General features: G+C 60.0%; 18 protein-coding genes. 9 read left to right on the top strand and 9 right to left on the bottom strand.

From position 1 onward, the window contains the following. Positions 1 to 274: 274 nt before the first annotated feature. From BUB54_RS15555 to BUB54_RS15535, 5 genes are all read right to left on the bottom strand, one after another. Positions 275 to 1,384: a Gfo/Idh/MocA family protein gene (locus BUB54_RS15555; RefSeq protein WP_048878947.1), complete on the bottom strand. Its 1,110-nt coding sequence runs from the start codon at positions 1,382 to 1,384 to the stop codon at positions 275 to 277. Positions 1,385 to 1,400: 16 nt separating this feature from the next. Further along, the gene (gene iolG, locus BUB54_RS15550; RefSeq protein WP_048878946.1) at positions 1,401 to 2,393 is read right to left on the bottom strand and encodes an inositol 2-dehydrogenase; all 993 of its coding nucleotides are present in this window, start codon (positions 2,391 to 2,393) and stop codon (positions 1,401 to 1,403) included. A gap of 222 nt (positions 2,394 to 2,615) precedes the next feature. Next, positions 2,616 to 3,596 (bottom strand): hydroxyacid dehydrogenase, encoded by a 981-nt coding sequence (locus BUB54_RS15545; protein ID WP_048878945.1) that lies wholly within the window; start codon positions 3,594 to 3,596, stop codon positions 2,616 to 2,618. Between the two features lies 1 nt (position 3,597). Then, on the bottom strand, positions 3,598 to 4,419 hold the full coding sequence (locus BUB54_RS15540) for an HpcH/HpaI aldolase family protein (RefSeq protein WP_048878944.1): 822 nt from the start codon (positions 4,417 to 4,419) through the stop codon (positions 3,598 to 3,600). After that, positions 4,406 to 4,783: an aldehyde dehydrogenase family protein gene (locus tag BUB54_RS15535; protein WP_139284946.1), complete on the bottom strand. Its 378-nt coding sequence runs from the start codon at positions 4,781 to 4,783 to the stop codon at positions 4,406 to 4,408. The genes BUB54_RS15540 and BUB54_RS15535 overlap by 14 nt, the downstream gene beginning before the upstream one ends. A gap of 383 nt (positions 4,784 to 5,166) precedes the next feature. Between BUB54_RS15535 and BUB54_RS15530 the strand changes: the two genes are divergently transcribed. The 7 genes from BUB54_RS15530 (at position 5,167) to BUB54_RS15500 (ending at position 12,912) form a co-directional block, all read left to right on the top strand. Then, positions 5,167 to 6,099, top strand: a complete 933-nt coding sequence (locus tag BUB54_RS15530) for a MurR/RpiR family transcriptional regulator (RefSeq protein ID WP_048878942.1) — start codon at positions 5,167 to 5,169, stop codon at positions 6,097 to 6,099. Positions 6,100 to 6,226: 127 nt separating this feature from the next. Then, a complete protein-coding gene (gene iolD / locus BUB54_RS15525) occupies positions 6,227 to 8,068 on the top strand; it encodes a 3D-(3,5/4)-trihydroxycyclohexane-1,2-dione acylhydrolase (decyclizing) (protein WP_048878941.1) in 1,842 nt (613 codons plus the stop codon). Positions 8,069 to 8,115: 47 nt separating this feature from the next. Further along, positions 8,116 to 9,030 carry a myo-inosose-2 dehydratase gene (iolE, locus tag BUB54_RS15520; RefSeq protein WP_048878940.1) on the top strand — a complete coding sequence of 305 codons (915 nt, stop codon included), beginning with the start codon at positions 8,116 to 8,118 and terminating at the stop codon, positions 9,028 to 9,030. Further along, positions 9,027 to 9,836 (top strand): SDR family oxidoreductase, encoded by an 810-nt coding sequence (locus tag BUB54_RS15515; protein ID WP_048878939.1) that lies wholly within the window; start codon positions 9,027 to 9,029, stop codon positions 9,834 to 9,836. Before iolE ends, BUB54_RS15515 begins: the two co-directional genes overlap by 4 nt. A gap of 149 nt (positions 9,837 to 9,985) precedes the next feature. Further along, positions 9,986 to 10,942, top strand: a complete 957-nt coding sequence (locus BUB54_RS15510; protein WP_048878938.1) for a substrate-binding domain-containing protein — start codon at positions 9,986 to 9,988, stop codon at positions 10,940 to 10,942. Positions 10,943 to 11,024: 82 nt separating this feature from the next. After that, the gene (locus BUB54_RS15505) at positions 11,025 to 12,083 is read left to right on the top strand and encodes an ABC transporter permease (RefSeq protein WP_048878937.1); all 1,059 of its coding nucleotides are present in this window, start codon (positions 11,025 to 11,027) and stop codon (positions 12,081 to 12,083) included. Between the two features lies 1 nt (position 12,084). Beyond that, positions 12,085 to 12,912, top strand: coding sequence for an ATP-binding cassette domain-containing protein (locus BUB54_RS15500; protein ID WP_048878936.1), 828 nt, complete (start codon positions 12,085 to 12,087; stop codon positions 12,910 to 12,912). 86 nt (positions 12,913 to 12,998) lie between these two features. On the opposite strand, the gene BUB54_RS15495 is transcribed toward BUB54_RS15500, so the two are convergent. The 3 genes from BUB54_RS15495 to BUB54_RS15485 form a co-directional block, all read right to left on the bottom strand. After that, positions 12,999 to 14,168 carry a hypothetical protein gene (locus BUB54_RS15495; protein ID WP_048878935.1) on the bottom strand — a complete coding sequence of 390 codons (1,170 nt, stop codon included), beginning with the start codon at positions 14,166 to 14,168 and terminating at the stop codon, positions 12,999 to 13,001. Continuing rightward, the gene (locus tag BUB54_RS15490; protein ID WP_048878934.1) at positions 14,161 to 14,862 is read right to left on the bottom strand and encodes a dienelactone hydrolase family protein; all 702 of its coding nucleotides are present in this window, start codon (positions 14,860 to 14,862) and stop codon (positions 14,161 to 14,163) included. The genes BUB54_RS15495 and BUB54_RS15490 overlap by 8 nt, the downstream gene beginning before the upstream one ends. 111 nt (positions 14,863 to 14,973) lie before the next feature. Next, positions 14,974 to 16,095, bottom strand: coding sequence for a type III PLP-dependent enzyme (locus tag BUB54_RS15485; RefSeq protein ID WP_048878933.1), 1,122 nt, complete (start codon positions 16,093 to 16,095; stop codon positions 14,974 to 14,976). Between the two features lie 302 nt (positions 16,096 to 16,397). Here BUB54_RS15485 and BUB54_RS15480 point away from each other — a divergent pair, with 302 nt between their 5' ends. Continuing rightward, entirely contained in the window at positions 16,398 to 17,117 is a 720-nt protein-coding gene (locus tag BUB54_RS15480; protein ID WP_048878932.1) for a response regulator, read from the top strand. After that, positions 17,114 to 18,559 (top strand): ATP-binding protein, encoded by a 1,446-nt coding sequence (locus BUB54_RS15475; RefSeq protein WP_048878931.1) that lies wholly within the window; start codon positions 17,114 to 17,116, stop codon positions 18,557 to 18,559. The genes BUB54_RS15480 and BUB54_RS15475 overlap by 4 nt, the downstream gene beginning before the upstream one ends. Positions 18,560 to 18,565: 6 nt before the next feature. On the opposite strand, the gene BUB54_RS15470 is transcribed toward BUB54_RS15475, so the two are convergent. Then, positions 18,566 to 20,071 (bottom strand): CYTH and CHAD domain-containing protein, encoded by a 1,506-nt coding sequence (locus tag BUB54_RS15470; protein WP_048878930.1) that lies wholly within the window; start codon positions 20,069 to 20,071, stop codon positions 18,566 to 18,568. Positions 20,072 to 20,073 lie beyond the last annotated feature (2 nt).

Here is a 20,073-nt window from a genome sequence, read left to right as displayed (position 1 = left end):
CCTGTATGCGCTTGATTGGCATAGGTGAAGTCATAAATGCCAGCATTGCCGGTGATGGTGGTCTGCTTCAGCGCGTCCTGCAGGCTTTGCGCGTGCGCCGGGGGGGCAAGGCCCACAAGCGGCATCATGCCAGCCGCAACAAATGCCGCCTTGCTGCGGGATAAATGGAAAGACCGCCTTTTATGCTTCTGTAATTTCAACGTAAACCTCCGATTTTATTTGGTTATGAGGCTGAAAGCGTAGCTGGATGAAGGGCCATGCCTATTAGGTATTATCAGTGAATATTCAGCCAGTTTTTTGCTTTAGATGAGGCGATGGCAGTATCGATGATCTTTTGAATTTCCCAAGCTTCGCGGAAATCGGGGCCTTGCCGCGTGGCGCCGTCAATGGCCATCAGGAATTCGGCCATTTCAATTGTTTTGAGATCATTGAAACCGAGTTGATGACCAGGGGCGACGCAGAACAGGCCGTAAGGCCGATGTTCCGGACCGGTTTCAATCCGGGTGAAGCCGGAACCGCCCGTGCGGTAATGCAGCAACTCGTTCAGTCGCTCCTGCGTAAAAACAAGGCTGCCCTTTGTGCCGTTTAGTTCAAAGCCGAGCTGCATTTTGCGGCCGCTGGCAACCCAGTTGGCCTCAATGCTGCCACCGCAACCGCGTGTGAAGCGGAGGGTGAGGCGGGCAATATCGTCAACTAGAACCTCGCGCCGGTTGCTGGCGCCGGGAGCGCTGGGGCGGGTTTTGATGACGGTATCCAGCTCCGCGTTCACAGCGCTTATTGGGCCCAGCAGAAAGCGAGCCATGCCGATGATATGGCTGCCGAGATCCGCCACCGCGCCGCCGCCGCCTGCGGGGTCGAGCCGCCAGCTATAAGGAATTTCAGGATCGGCCATGAAATCTTCAGCGTGGATGCCACGAAAGCCGGTAATGTCACCCAGCTCGCCGGCTGCGATCATGTCGCGCGCCAGCTTGAGCAACGGGTTTTTGATGTAGTTGAAGCCCACTTGCGTCACGCATCCAGCCTGCTCGGCCGCAGCCATCATGTCCAGGGCTTCAGCGGCGTTGGGGGCGAGGGGCTTTTCACAATGCACATGCTTGCCCGCCGCAATGGCCGCCAGGGCCATTTCGCGGTGCATGATGTTGGGGGTGGTGATGGAAATGACGTCGATGGCAGGGTCTTCCAGTAGACTGCGCCATTCGGCATTCCAGTTCTGAAAGCCGAATTGCGTGGCCATGGCTTCCGCTGCCTGGGCGTTAATGTCGCTGACAGTCCGCAAAACTGCACCGGGGCAGCCAGGGAAAATGGCGGACGCGGCGCGGTAGCCAATGGCGTGCGTTTTGCCCATGAAGCCGGTACCGATAAGGCCGATTCCAATTTCGCGCATAACGCGGCTCCTTGGTTTAGACGGCGACAACACGGCCGCTCAGGGCGGATTCAAGCGCGGCATCGGCTAGGCGCAGAGCCTGACGGCCATCACGCATCGTCACCGGCATGGGCGCGTTATTGGCAACGGCGGCACGGAAATGTTCGAATTCCGTGCGATAGGCATCGGCGTAACGTTCCAAGAAAAAATCCAGCAGTGGCTCACGGGCTTCAGTGTAACTGCTGCTCCAGCGGCGCAATGTGCTGGCGCGGAGATTTTCGTTCAGCAGCATGCCATCGGCGCCGAACACTTCCATGCGCTGATCGTACCCATAGGAGGTCGCGCGACAGCAATTAATGTGGCACTGACGCCCGGATGCGGTTCGAAGATTGACCATGACCGTGTCGAAATCATCAATTTCGGCAAGGCTCGGGTCGATGAGGCGGCTGGCGGTGGCGGTGACTTGCACGGGTTCCTCGCCCAGTAGCCAGCGGGCCATGTCGAAATCATGGATGGTCATGTCCCGGAAAATGCCGCCGGAATGTTCAAGATAGGAACGAGGCGGTGGGCTGGGGTCGCGGCTGGAGATGATTACCTGGCGCAGGTCGCCGATCTCGCCTGCATCCATGCTCTTGCGCATGGCCTGGGCGGAGGGGTCGAAGCGGCGGTTGAACGCCACCATCACGCGCCCGTTCATGCGCTCCACCTCGGCGACTGCTTCATCAACCTTGGCGATGTCCAAGTCGATCGGCTTTTCGCACAAAACGGCTTTGCCGTTGCGTACGGCTTCAAGAGTCAGGGAAACATGCGTGTCTGTTGGGGTGCCGATGACCACAGCATCAATGTCGGAGCGCCGCAAGGTGGTGATAGGGTCTTGCGAGGCGTCACATCCCCATTCCGCGGCCAAGTTTTGGGCGCCATCCCCGAACGGATCCGCCACCGCGATCAGCGTGGCATCACGGTTCAAGGCGGCATTAGCGGCATGAATACGGCCAATGCGGCCGGCTCCGAGCACTGCAACGCGTAACATGATTTGCTCCGTTTAATCGGTGGATCAGATCTTTGGAGCCCAGCACTGGCCGCGCCGCGCTTTGTTCGCGCAAACGGTCATGTGCCTATCGGCGGCTTGGCAAAGATCCTTTCCATCCCAAGGGGTTTTGAATTATTTGTGCAGACGTATGGTTTGCAAATAAAATTGCATGTGTCAATGTTTGCAAATGAAATTGCGAACAGTTTAGTTGGTCAGCGCAGCTTACCTTCCGGCGGGCGCCAGTGAGGTGTGGGCGCTGTTCACCACCAGCGCGGGGTCAAGCTTATCCTGGAAAAAGTCCAGAATGTTCTGTGCGGCCATGCTGGCCATCCGCATCGCGCACTCTTTGGACAGCCCGGCGGCATGTGGGGTGAGGATCACTCTGTCGTGACAAAAAAGCGGATGGTTGGGGGCGGGCGGTTCGGTTACGAACACGTCCAGCCCCGCGCCGCTGATATGGCCGCGCGTGAGGGCCTCGGCCAGGGCGGATTCGTCGATGATGCCGCCGCGGGCGGTGTTGATGACGATGGCACCGGGTTTGAGCAACGCCAGTTCCTCAGCGCCGATGGGTGCCTTGCTGCCGATCAGCGGAATATGCACGGACAGGAAATCCGCGCGCGGCAGGGCCTCGTGCAATGAGGGGGTGGGGGTGGCGCCCGTGTTGCTGACCACATTCGGGTCGGCGTAGGGGTCGTGCACTTCGATGTTGAGGCCGAACGCGGCGGCGCGTTTGGCAACGGCGTGGCCAATGCGCCCGAAGCCCAGCAGCAGCAGGGTTTTGCCGTCCAGGTCCGTGGCTTCCTGGCTGTCGCGGAAGCGCCAGTTTCCGGCCCGGGTTTCTCGGTCATACGCGATGACCCGCTTGGCGAGGGCTAGCATCAGCATCAGCGTATGTTCCGCGACGGCGCTGGAATTGGCGTCGCCGACAATGCAAAGGGGAATGTGACGGCGATTGAGAACCTCCACCGGCACATTATCGTACCCGACACCATGGCGGGATAGAATTTTCAGATTCTTCGCCTGCTCAAGCAGCGTGGCGGGCAGTGTCTGGGTACGGACGAGAATGGCGTCCGTTTTTTCCAGCAGTGGCAGGGTGGTAGGGGCGGTCATGTCGTCCACCATGTCGAATCTTATGCCGGGTGTAGCGCGGATGAGGTCCAGCCCCGCCTCATGAATCCGCCCGCCAATGAGGATGTGCGGCATGTCAGTACCCTCCGCTGGCGCAGCTGTCCGCCGAAGGTAGCTGCGTTCCACCGATCAGGCTGCGTGTGGCTTCCACGCTGCTGCGCGCAGAATCCGCCAGCAGCCGGACATCGTTGCTGATGGTGACGAGGTCGAACCCCCAGCTGATGGCCTTGGCTGCGTAAGCGGGGTTGCCATTATGCAGGCAGGCGCGAAGGTTAGCTCTGTGAGCCTTTTGCAGAATGGACTGGATGGCCTCGACGATCTCCGGCTCTTCCCGGTCGAATCCGGTACGGTATTTGCGGCCGGTGAGGCCCATCGTGAGGTCGGCCGGACCGATATAGACGCCGTTCAGGCCGGGGGTGGAGAGGATCTCCTCAAGATTGGCTACGGCCTCGGCCGTTTCGATCATGGCCAGGCAGATGATTTCTTGATCCGCATGGGTTCCGTAATCGGTCCCGGCGGAAAAATTAGCGCGGGTGGGGCCAAAGCTGCGTACGCCGTGTGGTGGATAGCGGACATAAGAGACCAGTTGCTCAGCCTCGGCGCGGTTATTGACCATCGGGCAGATGACGCCATAAGCCCCGGCATCCAGCGTCTTCATGATCGCAGCGGGGTCCAGCCAAGGGACGCGCACCATCGGGGTGATGCCGCTTGCGCGCATGGCCTGCAGCATGGCGGTGGCCATCTCGTATCCCACTAGCCCGTGCTGGAGGTCGATGGTCACGGAATCATAGCCTTGAGCGGCCATGATCTCGGCGGTGAAGGGGCAGGCGATGGAGAGCCAGCCATTTAAAACGGGTTCGTTGTTGGCCCATTTGCGGAGAATTTTATTGGCGATCATGGAAACCTCCCATCAGGCACGCAACGTGGGCGAGCTTTATATTCAGAAAATCGAAAATGCTTTCGGCGCCGCCCTCATGGCCCGTGCCGCTTTCCTTGATGCAGACGAAGGGGACTTCCGCCACGGCGAGAGCAAAGCTGTTCCTGCCCACCATGCAGGTTTCAAGCGTAATCATCCGGGCGGCTTCATCGGCGCGGTGCTTCATCGTGTCGGCCAGGTTGTGCAGGAGGTCCGCACGGGTCCAGGTCGGGATTTTGCGCCGGGTAACCAGCCCTTGAGCGGCCGATGCCAGCGCTCCCTCAGCCTTGGCCAGGGACGTGGTCGGTACGTCGCCAAAGGTGCCACACATGCCGGGGGCGATCACCTCGGTCCCTCCGCTTGGCCGCGCCGGGCATCATCGATAAACATGCCGTAATTTCCATACATCAGAGCGTTTCCCTGAATTGTTCTTTCGTCGTCTTCGCAAATATTTTTGCATAACCCGGACGTTGGGCTAACTTTATCCGACAGTCATCGCCATATCGGACTGGGTGGATTGGAGGAAAGTCAGACGGGTTGGGGTCTTGTGCGGATCGGCGGGTTTACCTTGGCCCTGAAACGTATTTGGCTCTACAAAAATATTTGCTTTGATGCATTGTTCGCAAAAAAATTTCCAAAACGCAAGTCCTGATTTGCGCCAGGCTGGATTTCATGCGCAGGAGTAAGGCAAATGCGGGAGCGGAAGAGGCGGAAGAAAGAGAGGCAGCCATGGCACGCGGCGAAATAAAAAGCGGCAAGTCATTACCCAATAACTATGAGGGAATTGTTAACCTTATCACCATGGAATATCCGAACCTGTCTTCGGGTTTCCAGAAAATTGCACGTTACGTGACGCAGAACCCGAATGTCGTGGCGCTCGAATCGATCAGTCTGATTGCCTCCAAATGTGACACCCACCCTTCCAGCCTAGTCAGGTTCGCGCAGGAGTTCGGCTATTCCGGCTTCAAGGAGATGCAGCTGGTGTTCCAAACACGGCTGGCTACGGCGGCGCCCGGGTTCCGGGAGCGGGTGAAGGCGCTGGAGGGGGAGCTCTCCCGCAATACCAGCTCAGGGAATCTGGGGCATTTGCGGGCACTGGTGGTGCGTGACATCGCGGCGTTGCAGGAATTGCTGGAACGAGTGCCGGAGGAGGAACTGGCTCAGGCCGCGAGGCTGCTGACTAAGGCCGATACAGTGTATATTGCCGGGCAGCTGCGCTCTGAGCCTATTGCCTCGCTGTTCCGTTACCTGCTGACCATGCTGCACCGCCGCGTGGTGCTGCTGGACCCGGCGGGCGGGCTTTCGCAGGAAATGGCAGAGACGATAACCCCGCGTGACACGTTGGTTGCCATCTCTTTTCGGCATTACGCGCAGGAAGTTGTGGCCATTACTGAGCGCGCGGCGGGCAACAGTGTGCCAGTGATTGCGTTGACCGACAGCCAGCTTTCGCCGTTGGCGAAGGATGCTACGGTGCTGTTTACCATCCCGGAGGATGAATATACCTTCTCGCGTTCATTGGCCGCACCGGTATGCTTGGTGCAGTGCTTGGCGGTGGCGGTGGCGGCGCTGTTGCAGCAAAACCGTGAAGAAGCGCCGCGAATTCCGACGGTTACGGAGAAATTGCGGAACAGGAAAGGGCAGGGGCGCGGCAAGCGGGGGTGATGCGGTAAATCCCCCCCGCCAAATTATTTCTGCAAAAATACTTGCAAAAAAATTTTTTCAGCAATAACGTTTTCCCAACCCGAGCAAGGGGCCAGCATGCTTTGTCTGGCGAGAGGGAGAAAAGCCGATGACCGCAGTGCGTTGTACCATGGCGCAAGCCCTGGTTCGTTACCTGTGCAATCAATTCACTATCGTCGATGATGAGCGCGCGCCGCTGTTTCCAGGCGTTTTCGCGATTTTTGGCCATGGCAACGTGACGTGCCTGTCTGAGGCGCTGGAGGCCGTGCAGGATACGTTGCCGACTTGGCGCGGGCAGAACGAGCAATCCATGGCAATGGCCGCCATAGGGTTCGCCAAGGCCAAGCGCCGCCGGCAGATTATGGTGGCAACGTCCTCAATTGGGCCGGGCGCCCTTAATATGGTGACCGCCGCCGGGCTGGCGCATGCCAACCGTTTGCCGGTGTTGCTGCTGGCGGGCGATACGTTCGTGAATCGCCGCCCAGACCCGGTGATGCAGCAGGTCGAGCATTTCGGCAATCCGAGCATCAATGTAAACGACTCATTCAAGGCCGTCACCCGTTACTGGGACCGGATTGTGCATCCTGAGCAGTTGATATCCTCACTGCCGCAAGCGGTGGCGACAATGTTGGACCCCGGCGATTGTGGTCCTGCTTTTGTCGCGCTGCCGCAGGATGTGCAGGAAATGGCATGGGATTACCCGGAAGCCTTCTTTGCCGAGACCGTGCATAAAATTCCGCGCGCTCGCCCGGACCGTGACCAGTTGGGAGAGGCTGTGCGCCTGTTGAAGGCGGCGAGTCGGCCGTTGATCATCTCCGGCGGCGGTGTGCGTTATTCAGGTGCTGAGCAGGAACTGGCCGCGCTGGCCGCCGAGCACGGAATTCCGCTATGCGAGACCATCGCGGGCAAGGGCGGTGTGGTGCATGACCACCCCGCGCATGTGGGGCCGATTGGTATTCTGGGCTCAACATCCGCCAATGCCATGGCGGCGGAAGCGGATGTGATTGTGGCCATTGGCACGCGGCTGATGGATTTTGTCACAGGTTCTTGGACCTGCTTTGCGGAGGACGCAAAGTTCATTTCCATCAATGCCGCGCGCTGGGACGCTACCAAGCATCGCGCTCTCGCGGTGGTTGGCGATGCGCGTGAGACGGTGGAAGAACTGGCAATCGCGCTGGAAGGCTGGAAAGTTGACGCGGACTGGACAAAGCGCGGGCGCGATGAGTTTGCCAAGTGGAACACGCTGCTGGATGGCTATCAGAAGCTGACCAACGACTCCGTGCCAACCTATGCCCAGGTTGTGGGGGTGGTGAACAAGCACGTTGGGGAGCGTGACCTGCTGATTGCCGCTGCGGGCGGGCTGCCGGGTGAGGTGGTGAAGAACTGGCGGGTCAAGACACCCAACACGTTCGACTGTGAATTCGGCTTCTCCTGCATGGGCTATGAGATTTCCGCCGGGTGGGGGGCCGCGATGGCGGATGAAACACGTACGCCGATCGTGATGATTGGTGATGGTACCTACATGATGATGAATTCCGACATTTATGCCTCGGTGCTGTCCGGGCATAAATTCATCCTCATCGTGTGCGACAATGGTGGCTATGCTGTCATTAACCGGCTGCAGAACGCCAAGGGTGGTGCCTCCTTCAACAATTTGCTGAAGGATTGCCGGGTGAAGGAACCGTTCCCGGTTGATTTCGTTAAACATGCGGAATCCATGGGTGCGCTCGCGCGGCATGTTGAAAGTCTGGGCGATCTGGGCGAGGCGCTGGAGTGGGCGAAGACAACAGATCGCACCACGGTGCTCAGCATCGTGTCTGATGCCTTTGTGTGGACGCCGGGCGATGCTTGGTGGGATGTGGGGGTGCCCGACGTCAGCGCACGGGAAAGCGTGCGTGAGGCTGCCGCGGCACAGAAGGAAGGCCGTAAGAAGCAGCGTGTCGGCGTGTAAGCGCCGGTTTCTTTATCAATAAAATCTGAAATTAAGGACGCTGGCGGATGAAAGCAAAGCTTGGAATTGCGCCGATTGCCTGGACGAATGACGATTTGCCCGAACTGGGCGGTGATACGCCGCTGGAGACATGCCTGAGAGAATCCCGTGCCGCGGGTTTCTCCGGAGTGGAGATGGGCGGGAAATTTCCGAGGACAACGGCTGAACTGGAACCGATTTTACAATCGCACGAGTTATATCTCTGCTCTGGCTGGTATTCCGGCACGGTGCTGGATGCACCAGATGATCTGGTGGCTGAGAAAGAAAAAGCTTTCGCGCAGTTAAAGTTGTTCCGGGAACTAGGGGCGCCTTGCATCGTGTATGGGGAAACCGCTGGTACGTTGCAGAACCGCCGCAACGCGCCGCTGAATTTGCGCCGCCGGCTTTGGGAAGATGAAATCAAAGCTTATGGTCGCCGCCTAACGCGCTTTGCCGAATATTGTGCTGAGCAGGGTATGCCACTGGCTTTCCATCATCACATGGCCACGGCGATCGAGACCGAGCGCGATATTGATATTCTGATGGATAATACCGGTCCGGCGGTGGGGTTGCTGTATGATACGGGCCATTTGCGCTTTGCTGGGGCGGATTTGTTCCGCGTGCTGGATAAATATGGCTGCCGAATCAACCATGTTCATACCAAGGATCTTCGTGGCAAGGTGGTGGCGAAGCTGGACCGCGAGCGGCAATCCTTCCTCGATGCGGTACTGGCGGGCGCGTTCACGGTGCCGGGCGATGGAGATATCGATTTTGGGCCGGTGACTAAGCGCTTGGCGGAAATCGGCTATGAAGGCTGGTTTGTGGTTGAGGCGGAGCAAGACCCCACCAAGGCGCCGCCGGGGGAGTTTGCCAAGATCGGCCATAAGGCACTGACCCAGGCGCTGACGGCGGCCGGCTATGAAATTGAAGGAGCGGCGGTATGAACCAGTTGGAGGGGAAAATCGCCGTTGTTACAGGCGGCACGCAGGGGCTTGGAGCGGCGATTGCCCATTTATTTGCTGAGCGGGGAGCGGCGGGTCTGGTGATCTGCGGCCGCTCCCGTGAGAAAGGCGAGGCGCAGGCTACGAAGATTGTCGCGGATACCGGTGTCGCGGCGAAGTTCGTGGCAGCTGACCTTAGCTGTGTCGAGGATTGTCGGGAGGTGGTGGCGGCGGCGGACAAAATCTTTGGGCGTGTGGATGCGCTGGTGAATGCGGCCGCTATCACAGACCGAGGGACGATTCTGGATACCTCGCCGGAATTGTTCGACCAGATTTTCGCGGTGAATGTCCGCGCGCCGTTTTTCCTGATGCAGGAAGCTCTGAAGCTGATGCTCCGGGAGAGGACACAGGGTACGATTGTGAATATCTGTTCGATGTCCGCCCTTGCCGGGCAGTCTTTCATCGCGGCTTATTGCGCCTCCAAAGGCGCGTTGGCCACGTTGACGCGCAATACTGCCTACGCCGTGCTGCGCAACAGGATCAGAGTCAATGCCTTGAATATTGGCTGGATGGCCAGCGATGGCGAAGACCATATCCAGATCAAATATCATGGCGGCAACCCCAATTGGAAAGCCGAGGCGGAGGCGCAGCAGCCTTTTGGTCGCCTCATCGACCCAGCGGAAGTCGCGCGGGCCGTGGCATTTCTGTCCAGTGCTGAATCTGGGCTGATGACGGGCTCGGTGATTAATTTCGACCAATCTGTTTGGGGCGCTTACGATACGTCCCCAGCACCAGCCGCGCCCTTATAATTCGCAGCTCCCGGATTTCGGGCGCGTTTTTGGCTTTCCGTACGTTTTTTCTTGACGGAATGTGCCTTGAGTGGTTTTTTGCAAAAAAATAAATTCTGCAAAACTCATTGTAATGTCCGCGTGGTGCAGACAGATGAGGGAGGGAAAAAATGAAAATGTCCAAGGCGAAGTTGACCAAAGTTTTGTTAGGTGGCGTTGCATTGGCGGGAATGGCGCTGGCTGCTCCCGCAGCCTCCGCAAAGCAGCCTGAATATAAATTTGCCCTGATCACCCATGCCCAGCCCGGCGATACGTTCTGGGATATTATCCGCAAAGGCGCTGAAGCTGCGGCCAAGAAAGATCATGTGAAGCTGATTTACGAAGCCAACCCGAATGCGGCAGGTGAAACGCAGTTGATCAACACCATGGTGCAGCAGCATGTTGATGGTATCGCAGTGACCTTGGCGTTCCCGGATGCTGAAGTTCCTGCCGTTAAGCAGGCTGAAGCCACGAAGATTCCTGTTGTTGGTTTAAATGCCGGAATGTCGGACTGGAAGAGTGCCGGCATGCTGATGTTTGTCGGCCAGGATGAAACAATTGCTGGCAAGGCGGTGGGTGATAAGCTGAATGCGGAAGGCGTTCAATCCGCGATCTGCGTGGACCAGCAGCAGGGTGCGGTACAGTTGCAGGCGCGTTGTGATGGTATCAAGGACACTTTCAAAGGTAAGCTGACTGTTCTGTACGTTAACGGTTATAATATGGCCTCCGCCCAGGCCCGCATGGTGGCGTCGCTGCAGCAGAATCCGGATGTTGGTTATATCGTGACGCTGGGGGCGCCCTTCGCGCCGACCGCCGTGCAGGCGGTGCAGCTGGCAAACAGCAAAGCCAAGGTCGGCACGTTCGACATGAACCCACAGGCTGTTGGTCTCATCCAGTCCGGCAAGTTGCAATGGGCCGTGGATCAGCAGCCTTTCGTGCAGGGTTATGAGGCAATCGACCTGCTCTGGCTCTACAAGACAAATGGCGATGTTGTTGGTGGTGGCGGCCCCGTGCTGACCGGACCGACTTTCGTGACTGCGCAGAATGTCAATGAGATTGCCAAGTTTGTGAAGGAAGGTACGCGCTAAGCGGGGCTTTCCTGGCACTAAAAAGCTGACTGGCTGCCAATAGGCAGCCAGCAATATAATTTTCTCGGGAGCGAATTTTATCATGGCGAATCGAACAGCAGCGAGCCCTGCGCCAGCGGGTCCGGTTCATCCGCAATTGGTGCAACAGGCTTTTTGGAAAAAAATTCTGAAACGTCCTGAAGTCGGCGCTCTTGGCGGCGCGATCATGGTTTTTATTCTGTTCTTCGTCGTGGCGCCTCCCTTCCGGCAACTACCGGCTTTCTCGACTGTTCTTTATGAATCCGCGACTATTGGCATTCCCGCCGTTGCTGTCTCCTTGCTGATGATTGGAGGTGAGTTCGACCTTACCGCGGGTGTGGCGGTGACAACCTCCTCCCTGTCAGCCTCCATGTTCGCGTCTCAGGTGGCGGGAAATCTTTGGGTTGGGATTATCTTCGGGCTTGTGATTTCGCTGAGCATCGGCTGGTTGAACGGCTTTTTGCTGGTCCGCACCAAGCTGCACAGCTTTCTTGTCACCCTGTCCACCTTCCTGATGCTGCAAGGCTTGAACATCGCCATGACGAAGCTCGTGACCGGTAATGTCGCGACCGGGGATATCAGTCAGCTTCCGGGTTATGCCTCCGCCCACGCGATTTTCGCCTCTGAGTTCACGATCGGCAACATGCATGTAAGCATCGCGATCTTTTACTGGATTGTGTTTCTACTCGCGGCTACCTGGTTCCTGCTACGCACGAAATACGGCAACTGGATCTTCGCCGTGGGCGGTGCGGCTGACAGCGCGCTGGCGGTGGGTGTGCCGGTCAATAAAACCAAGATCGCCTTGTTCATGTTCGTTGGGTTCAGCGCTTGGTTCCTGGGGATGCACATGCTGTTTGAGTATGACACGGTGCAATCAGGTGCGGGTGTTGGCAATGAGTTACTTTACATCGCGGCTGCGGTGGTTGGTGGGTGTTTGCTCACCGGCGGGTATGGTTCGGCGATTGGTTCGGCTTTTGGCGCCTTTATATTCGGCATGACCACAGAAGGTGTGATTTATGCCGACTGGGACCCAGACTGGTTCATGTTCTTTGTCGGCGCGACGCTGCTTGTTGCCACTGTCGTTAATACCTGGATCCGCGTACGGGCGAACGGAGCAAAGTGATATGGAAAACCATTCCAACCCCATTATTCAGCTGACGGATGTCGGCAAGAGCTACGGCAACATCCGGGCTCTGAGCGGGATTTCACTCAGCGTGCGTCGTGGCGAGGTGACGTGTGTTCTAGGTGATAACGGTGCCGGTAAATCCAGCCTTATCAGCATCATCGCCGGTCTGCGGGCGCATGATGAAGGCACCTATGCCGTGGATGGCGAGGCGGTAAAGTTCACCTCCCCGCGTCAGGCGCTGAATCTTGGCATTTCCGCCGTGTATCAGACTCTGGCCCTGGTGCCACTGCTGCCGATCTGGCGCAATTTCTTCCTGGGCTCGGAACTCACCGCCGGCTCCGGCCTTTTCAAGCGGCTGAACGTGAAGGAGATGTACGACATCGCCCAGACCGAGCTGCGCCGCATGGGCATTAATGTGGCGGATCTCAACCAGCCGGTCGGCACGCTCTCTGGCGGGCAGAGGCAGGTTGTGGCGATTGCCCGCGCCATTTATTTCGGCGCGCGCGTGCTGATCCTGGATGAGCCGACGGCGGCCCTTGGTGTCGCGCAGTCCGGCCTGGTGCTGCGCTATATCGCGCGGGCGGCGCGTGAGCATGGCACGGGGGTAATCTTTATTACCCATAACCCGCATCATGCCTACATGGTTGGCGACCACTTTATTGTGCTCTCGCGGGGCCGGGTGGAGCTGGATGCCCCACGGTCCCAGCTGAGCCTTGAGAATCTGATGTTCCACATGGCGGGCGGCGGGGATCTGGAGACGCTGAAGCATGAGCTGAGCCGCGCCCCGGCTGGAAACGCCAATGAAGCTGCAGCGGCGCCTGGCTAAGCCGCGCCTTGTAGAGATGTGATGCCTTAAATGGCCGGACGCGATGCGCCGGCCATTTTTGTTTGAAAGCCCCGCGCCGTGATAGGTTATGTGGCGTTGCGTAGAGGATTCACGCCCAAGGCGGCCAGCCCGGCCCAGCTTGTGGCGCTTAGGGACGGGCGGCGGTAATAGTTGAAATTCTGTGGCGGCATCCCTTTTTTCAGGGACGGCCCAACCGTGAGGCCGGTTGTCAGCTCCGGGCCGATGGTGGCGAAGACATAGCCCTGCGGCGATAAATTGGCCGATACAGTGCCCAGAAACGCCTTGGCCAGAACGGCGTGCATGGTTTTTAAAGCCAGCGCGGCGAAGGCCGTGCCCTCCAACCAGATGCCGTTGCTTGCGTCGGAAAAGCCGATCCCCAGGCCGTGTTGCAGCTTGCGGATGGCATGCTTTGCGCTGGCGGCGCTGCCTAGCCCGGCGAGGTAGGGCCAGATGCCCGCATCCGCGGCGACCATGGCGCCGGGTTTACCGGTTGGCGTTAGGCCGGTTTTGAACAGCCCCTGCCGCGCATCGTACGCGGCGTGGACGAAGGCGGTGGCATGGGCGAAATCCTCTGCCCGGCCAAGATTTCTGAAAGCCACAGCCGAGTCCAAATTTTGTTCAGTGCTTTCCCAGGTCAATTTCTGCTGGGTGGCGTCGAAGCCGTAAAAGCCGCCATAATAACCCAGCGGGGCGCGTAGCTTTTCATCAAGAAAATTGCCTGCCTTGTTGGCGGGGGCGGTCATGCCCAGCGCGGCCCAGAGTAGCATGGCCCAGGCGACGGGGCCGGTATCCGTACCGACCTGATACGGGTCCTCGTCCCACTGTTTGGTCTTTTTGTTCCAGAAGCCTGGTAGTTTGGCGGGGGTGGTCATAGGCCCGGCGGCATAGCCGTTGCGCAAGCGGCCATCGTGGAAATGCCGGTCATGCGCCTGGGCGATCGCCAGTGCGTCGCCGATGCGTTGTGCCTGGGCCTTGTGCCCGGCGGCCAGCAACAGCAGCCCGGCGAGGGCATTGTCGTAAACATAGGCGGCGTTGGCCTGGGTGAGGTCGAAATCATCCGCTCCCGGTCCGGTTTTCACCAAGTAGGAATTCAGCAGCACCGGCCCGTCACCCAGAGCCGCCATTTGGCCGAGCAAGGCGGTGACGAGTTGCTGCCCCAGCGCAGCCTTGGCCTGAGCCAAGGCGGGCACCAGCAGGGCGCCGGTGCAAAAGCCTCGTCGGGTGAGCTTATTCAAGGATTTCAGCAAGCAGTTCGGTGGTGCGGCCGTTGGCGATGGTGGCGGCGCGTGCGTCGTAATGCACACCGCCGACGCGGGCGAAGGCGTGCTGCACATCCGGGTAAACGAACGCGTCGATCCAGTCGTTATCCTCAATGCCGTCGATCAGCTTGGCGCGGCCTTCGGCGGGGAAGAACTCGTCCTTCTCCGCGATATGCAGCATCAGTGGCGCTTCGATATTGTCGAACTCATCCAGCAGCCCGTCGAGCCCGACACCGTAATAAGAGACATTTACGTCAGCATCGGAGCGGGTGGCCATCATTACCGCCAGGCGCCCGCCGAGGCAGTAGCCGATGGTGCCCGCATAGCCGTTGCAGCTGGGAAGGTCCCGCGCGGCGGCGAGGGTGGTTTTAAGGTCCTCGATGCCTTTGTCCTGATCAAAGCGGTTCATCAGGTCGAAGGCTTTTTGCCATTCAGCGTCGGTTTTGTCGGAGATGTTTACGCCGGGTTCAAGGCGCCAGAACAGATCGGGGGCGATGGCAATGAAACCCTGGTCCATGAGATTTTGCGCGGTTTCACGCAGCGAGTCGTTCACGCCGAAAATTTCCTGGATCACCACAACGGCACCTGCCGATGTCTTGCCTTTCGGCTCCCAGATGAAGGCCGAGAATTCACCGCTCTGATCGGCGGCTTGCAGTTTGATTTCGCGCATCCTGGTCTCCGTGTTGGTGGGAGCCCGGCCGGGATGGCCGGGCAGCGCCTCGGGATATGGGGCCTGCGCCTTATAAAGGAAGATCAGCGATGGGGAAAACGCCCCGCCGGGTCAGATGTAATGTTCGGCCAGCGGCGTGAAGCCGTTGAAGTTCTGGCTGGCATAGCTGGTGACGTACGCGCCGGTATCGTGGATCAGCACCGTGTCTCCGGATTTCAACCCCAGCGGCAGGCGGTAGGGGGTTTTCTCATACATCACATCCACCCCGTCGCAGGAGGGGCCGGCCAGTACCACGGGGCCGGTGGCGCCATCTCCGGCGGTGATCCGGTAGCGGATGGCCTCGCCCTCGGTCTCCGCCAGCCCGCCAAAGCGGCCAATGTCCAGATACACCCAGCGGCGTTCATCCTGCGGCATGCGGCGGCAGACCAGTACGGCTTCCGCGGCCACCACGCCAGCATCGCCAACCATGGAACGGCCGGGTTCGATCAGGATGTCCGGCAGGTCGTTGCCGAAATGCCGGATCATTGTGTCCATGATGGCGGTGCCGAACTCGTCATGCTCTGGCACGTCTTCTTGGTAGCGCGTGGGAAAGCCGCCGCCAAGATTGAGCATTTGCAGGGGCAGGCCCGCGTTTTTCAGATCCGTGAACAGCATCGCCACCTCGGCGATGGCGAGTTCATAGGCCAGCGTGCCGGTCTGCTGGCTGCCGACATGGAATGAGAGCCCGTGCGGCATCAGCCCAAGGCCCCGGGCGGCCAGCATCAGCTCCTTGGCTTTTTCCAGCGTGGTGCCGAATTTCTTGGAGAGCGGCCATTCCGCGCCAACATTATTCACCGCCAGGCGGCAATAGATTTTCGCACCCGGTGCGTGGGCGGCAATTTTCTCCAGCTCCTCGCGTGAATCGAAGGCGTAGAGCGGCACGCCAAACGCATGGGCGCGCGCGATGGCAGAGGGTTTTTTAACCGTATTACCGAAGGAGATCGCCTCGGGCTGGGCGCCGGCCTCAAGGCTGGCCTCAATTTCGGGCAAGGAGGCGGCATCGAAGCAGGAGCCCGCTTCGGCCAGCAGGCGCAAAATCTGCGGCGCGGGGTTGGCTTTCACGGCGTAATAAATCGCCGCGGCGGGTAGGGCCGCACGGAGCCGGGCAAAATTCTCAGCCACCCGGTCCAGATCCAGAACCAAGCAGGGCGTTGCGGGTTGCGACGCCAGAAAGGAAGCGATCTTGGGAGTCATCGCCCTCATCCTTCTCTCAATTGCCCGCCTGTTCACGCGGCGGGGCAAGGTTGCGAAACGGTCCAACGAACCAGCCGACTTCCAGGTTTCCCCAGTCGTGCTGCCAGAACGCTTGACGCCGTTGCGTAACCGGAGATCCGGCAGAGGCACGTACGTTGCTGCGTGATCTGCCCCTTAAAGCCATGCGGGGCGGGGGGCAAGTGTTTATTCCGCCTGGGGGTGTATGTTACGGCTCCGGCCGAATTGTCACCAATTGCAACCTCTACTGCCCAAAACCCCAGCGGCGCGCTATTGTAACAGACATGGAAACCCTGCCGCATATTTTGGTCGTGGATGACGACCGCGAAATCCGTGAGCTGCTGGCCAAGTTTCTGGAGCGCCAGCGTTTGCGCGTGACCACCGCCCGTGACGGGAAAGAGGCCCGCAGGGCTTTTCTGAACGGCCATTACCAGCTTGTGGTGCTGGACCTCATGCTTCCCGGCGAGGGTGGGCTGGAGTTGGCGCGCTGGTTCCGCGCCGAGACGAATGTGCCGATCATCATGCTTACCGCCATGGCGGATGAGACAGACCGGATTATCGGGCTGGAGCTGGGGGCGGACGATTATGTCACCAAGCCCTTCAACCCGCGTGAGCTGCTGGCGCGCATCCGCGCCGTGCTGCGCCGGACCAGCGAGGCTGAGGACCGCGTCTCCGAGCAGGCCACCAAGGTGTATCAGTTCGCAGGCTGGACGCTGGAAACCGCCCGCCGCCGCCTGCTGGACCCGAGCGGGGTGGAGGTTGCCATCACCGGCGGTGAGTACGACCTGCTGGTAGCCCTGCTGGACCGCCCCAATCGCGTGCTGACCCGCGACATGTTGCTGGATCTGCTGCGCGGCCGCCAGGCGGGGCCGTTTGACCGGGCGATAGATGTGGCGGTGTCGCGTTTGCGCCGCAAGCTGGAAGATGATGGTCGCAACGCCCAGCTTATCAAAACCGTGCGTGGTGGCGGGTATGTGCTCTCCACCCCTGTCGAGCGGTCTTGAAGCTCCGCTTTCTGCCCCGCAGCCTTGCCAGCCGGGCCATTCTGTTCCTGCTGGTGGGGTTCGCGTTTATTCAGTTGCTTGGGTTGCTGGTGCACACCTTCAATCAGATGAAGCTGCAAAGGCTGGTGGCGGAACAGGAATTCGCGACCCGCGCGGCCATTATCTACCGTCATATCGCCCTGGCGCCGCCAGCGGACAGGGCGCTGGTCGCAGCGCGGGAGCCGGTGCCCAAGGGTGATACGGTAAGCCTGACGCTTTCCCCGCCCATCAGCGACACCTTGCCCATGCCGCTGCCCATTGCCGAGGCGGTACGAGCGGGGATTTTTACCTATGGCATTCCGCGTAACGTGCACCCGCGCGGCATCATGCTGCGTGTCTCTCTGCGTCCTTTGCGTTTGATTGTAAGTTTTGGGCTGCCAGACGGGCTGTTTCTGCCGCTGCCGCCGCCTCCGGCTGAAGAGGCACACCCGCCGAACGGCCCCTCGCCGGACAGCCTGTTCGCGCTTCCCTCTCAAAGCTTGTTACCGCCTTTGATGTGGCTGACGGTCACGACTGAGCTTCACCCGCCCGCCCCTTGGCGTTCGCCAGGCTTTGCCACCGCATTTGTTGTGATGATGCTGCTGGGCGGAATCATGATTGCTCTGGCCGTGCGGCAGTTGTTGGTGCCAGTGAAAACGCTGGCGGCGGCGGCCGAGGCGTTTGGGCGCGACGTGGCGAATGCCAAGCCGTTGCCGGAGACCGGGCCGAGCGAGATTGTGACCGCCGCACGGGCCTTTAATACCATGGCGGCGCGCATCCGCCGGTTTGTTGAGGACCGGACATTTCTGCTCACCGCCATCGGGCATGATCTGCGCACGCCGATCACGCGGCTGAAGCTGCGCGCTGAATATATGGAGGATGACGAGCAGCGGGCGAAAATGCTGGCGGATCTGGACGAGATGGAAGCCATGGTGGCCGCCACTCTGGCCTTCGGCAAGGACATCACCACAACCGAGCCATTGACCCGGCTGGATCTGGCCAGCCTGCTGCGCACCATCGTGGATGAGATGGCGGATATCGACCCAGACCGCGCCGATGCGGTGGATTATAAGGGGCCGCAGCACATGCCCGTGAATGCCCGCCCGTTGGCGCTGAAGCGCGCGCTCAGCAACCTCATCACCAATGCGATGAAATATGGCGATGCCGCGCGGGTGACCTTGCATCTGCCGCTGAAGGGTATGGCACGGATTGATATTGAGGATGACGGGCCGGGGATTCCCGAGGATGAGATGGAGCGCGTGTTTGAGCCGTTCCGGCGGCTGGAAACCAGCCGTAACCGCGAGACTGGCGGCTCAGGGCTGGGGCTGTCAATCGCCCGCAACATCGTCCGGGCTCATGGCGGAGATATTACGTTGTCCAATCTGGGGAAGGGGCTGCGGGTTACGGTGACGCTGCCGGTATAAGGCCGCTCAGTTGAACAGCTTGGCGTCCTGAAACGCTTTCCAGGTGGCGGTCAAGGCGTGGGGTTCACCTAAGGCGGCATGGGCCGTCCAGCCCAGCACGATGCCAAGCGCGCGTTGCGCTTCAACCGAGCCGCCATGGAGTTTCGCCGCCAGCCTTTCCGCGGTAGCCATGTCGTTGAGCTTGCCCAACTCCTCCTGCAAGGCGGCGGCGGCGCGGTTAAAGCCGCGCACCCGCCCGCGCGGTTCGAATAAGCTACCAAAAAACTCGGCCGTATAGCGGAGTTTTTTAAGCTCGATGCGGACCAGATGTCGGTCATGCGCGGGCAGGCGCGCCAGATGTTTGCCGTGTTTGCGGACTTTGCGTTGCAGCCGCTCTAGACATTCAGCGCCGAAACTTTTGGCGGGCTCGGCCAAGCGGGGCAGCAGTTCCGTGGGCAGGCCACCGCGCCAGCCGCGCCGCGCGACAAAGGCCTCCGCCGTTAGCAGAAAGCGCGTGGTCGCGGGGTCTTCCAATAAGGCATGAACCTGCTGGTATCCCGCCTGACGGTGCGAGGCGCATTGGGCTTCCAGCGCCGCGAAGCCCACTTCATCGGGAAACGCGGCGGCGGGGCCGTTTTGCAGCATGGTGATGAACACGTCCCAGTTCCGGGCATCCCCCATAGCGTTGGCGATGCGCTTGGCTTCATCGCGCAGGGAGATGAAGTCCGGCGTGGGCAGGGCGCGGTTGAACAGCCCCAAGGCGGAGCGCAGGCGGCGCATGGAAACGCGCATCTGATGTACGGCGCCGATCTCATTGCCTTCAAAAAAAACCGGGATGTTCGCGCGAAACTGCGTGAGGCAGGCGCGAATAATATGGTCCACCGCTTCATCCAGGCAGGGCGTACCATTCAGCCCGGGGGCTGCCTTCTGCACGGCGGGGGCGGGTGCGCCCGCCAGACGCAGCGCGCGCTGGCCGAGTGTTTCAGTCTGCGCCAGCAAAGTGCAGTGTGTTGCCAGCCTCAGGGCGGTGTCCGGCAAAATGGCGGCGGGGGCGGCGAGTTCCAGTTCGCTGAACGGGATTTTTTGCGCTCCGGTGAGCAGGTGGCCGGTCTCGAAAGACAGCTCCGCGCCATCCAGTCGGCGTTTGGCTTGTTTGAAGCTGGCGCCGGCTTTTTCTTCCAGGGCGGCACTGTCCAGCAGCGGAGCCAGGGTGGCTTGCCAGTCAGGCGGCAGGGTGGTGAGGTCCGGTTGCGGGCCGGTCAGGGTGGCGTTTAGCTGCTCCGTGCCATTGCAGAGCGTCATGTTCTTGGTCCGCCCGGCTTTGCGGACTCGCAGCGTGATGCCATGCCGGGCCAAGGCGAAGTCCGCCGTGTCGAAAAACCTATCCTGAATGCGCAACGCGCGGGGGCGTGGTAAGGCTAGGGCGGCGTTTGCATCCAAACCTGAGAGATCGGCTTCAGACAGGCTGAAGCGCAGCATACTCAGCGCCGGTTCCACGCTGATTTCCGCCTGACAGGGGGCAACCGCATCCATGC

The sequence above is a fragment of the Acidocella aminolytica 101 = DSM 11237 genome (genome assembly GCF_900129125.1).
GTDB lineage: Bacteria > Pseudomonadota > Alphaproteobacteria > Acetobacterales > Acetobacteraceae > Acidocella > Acidocella aminolytica.
The sequence above is the reverse complement of the archived record's forward strand: the minus strand, read 5'-3'. Positions and strand labels throughout refer to the sequence as shown.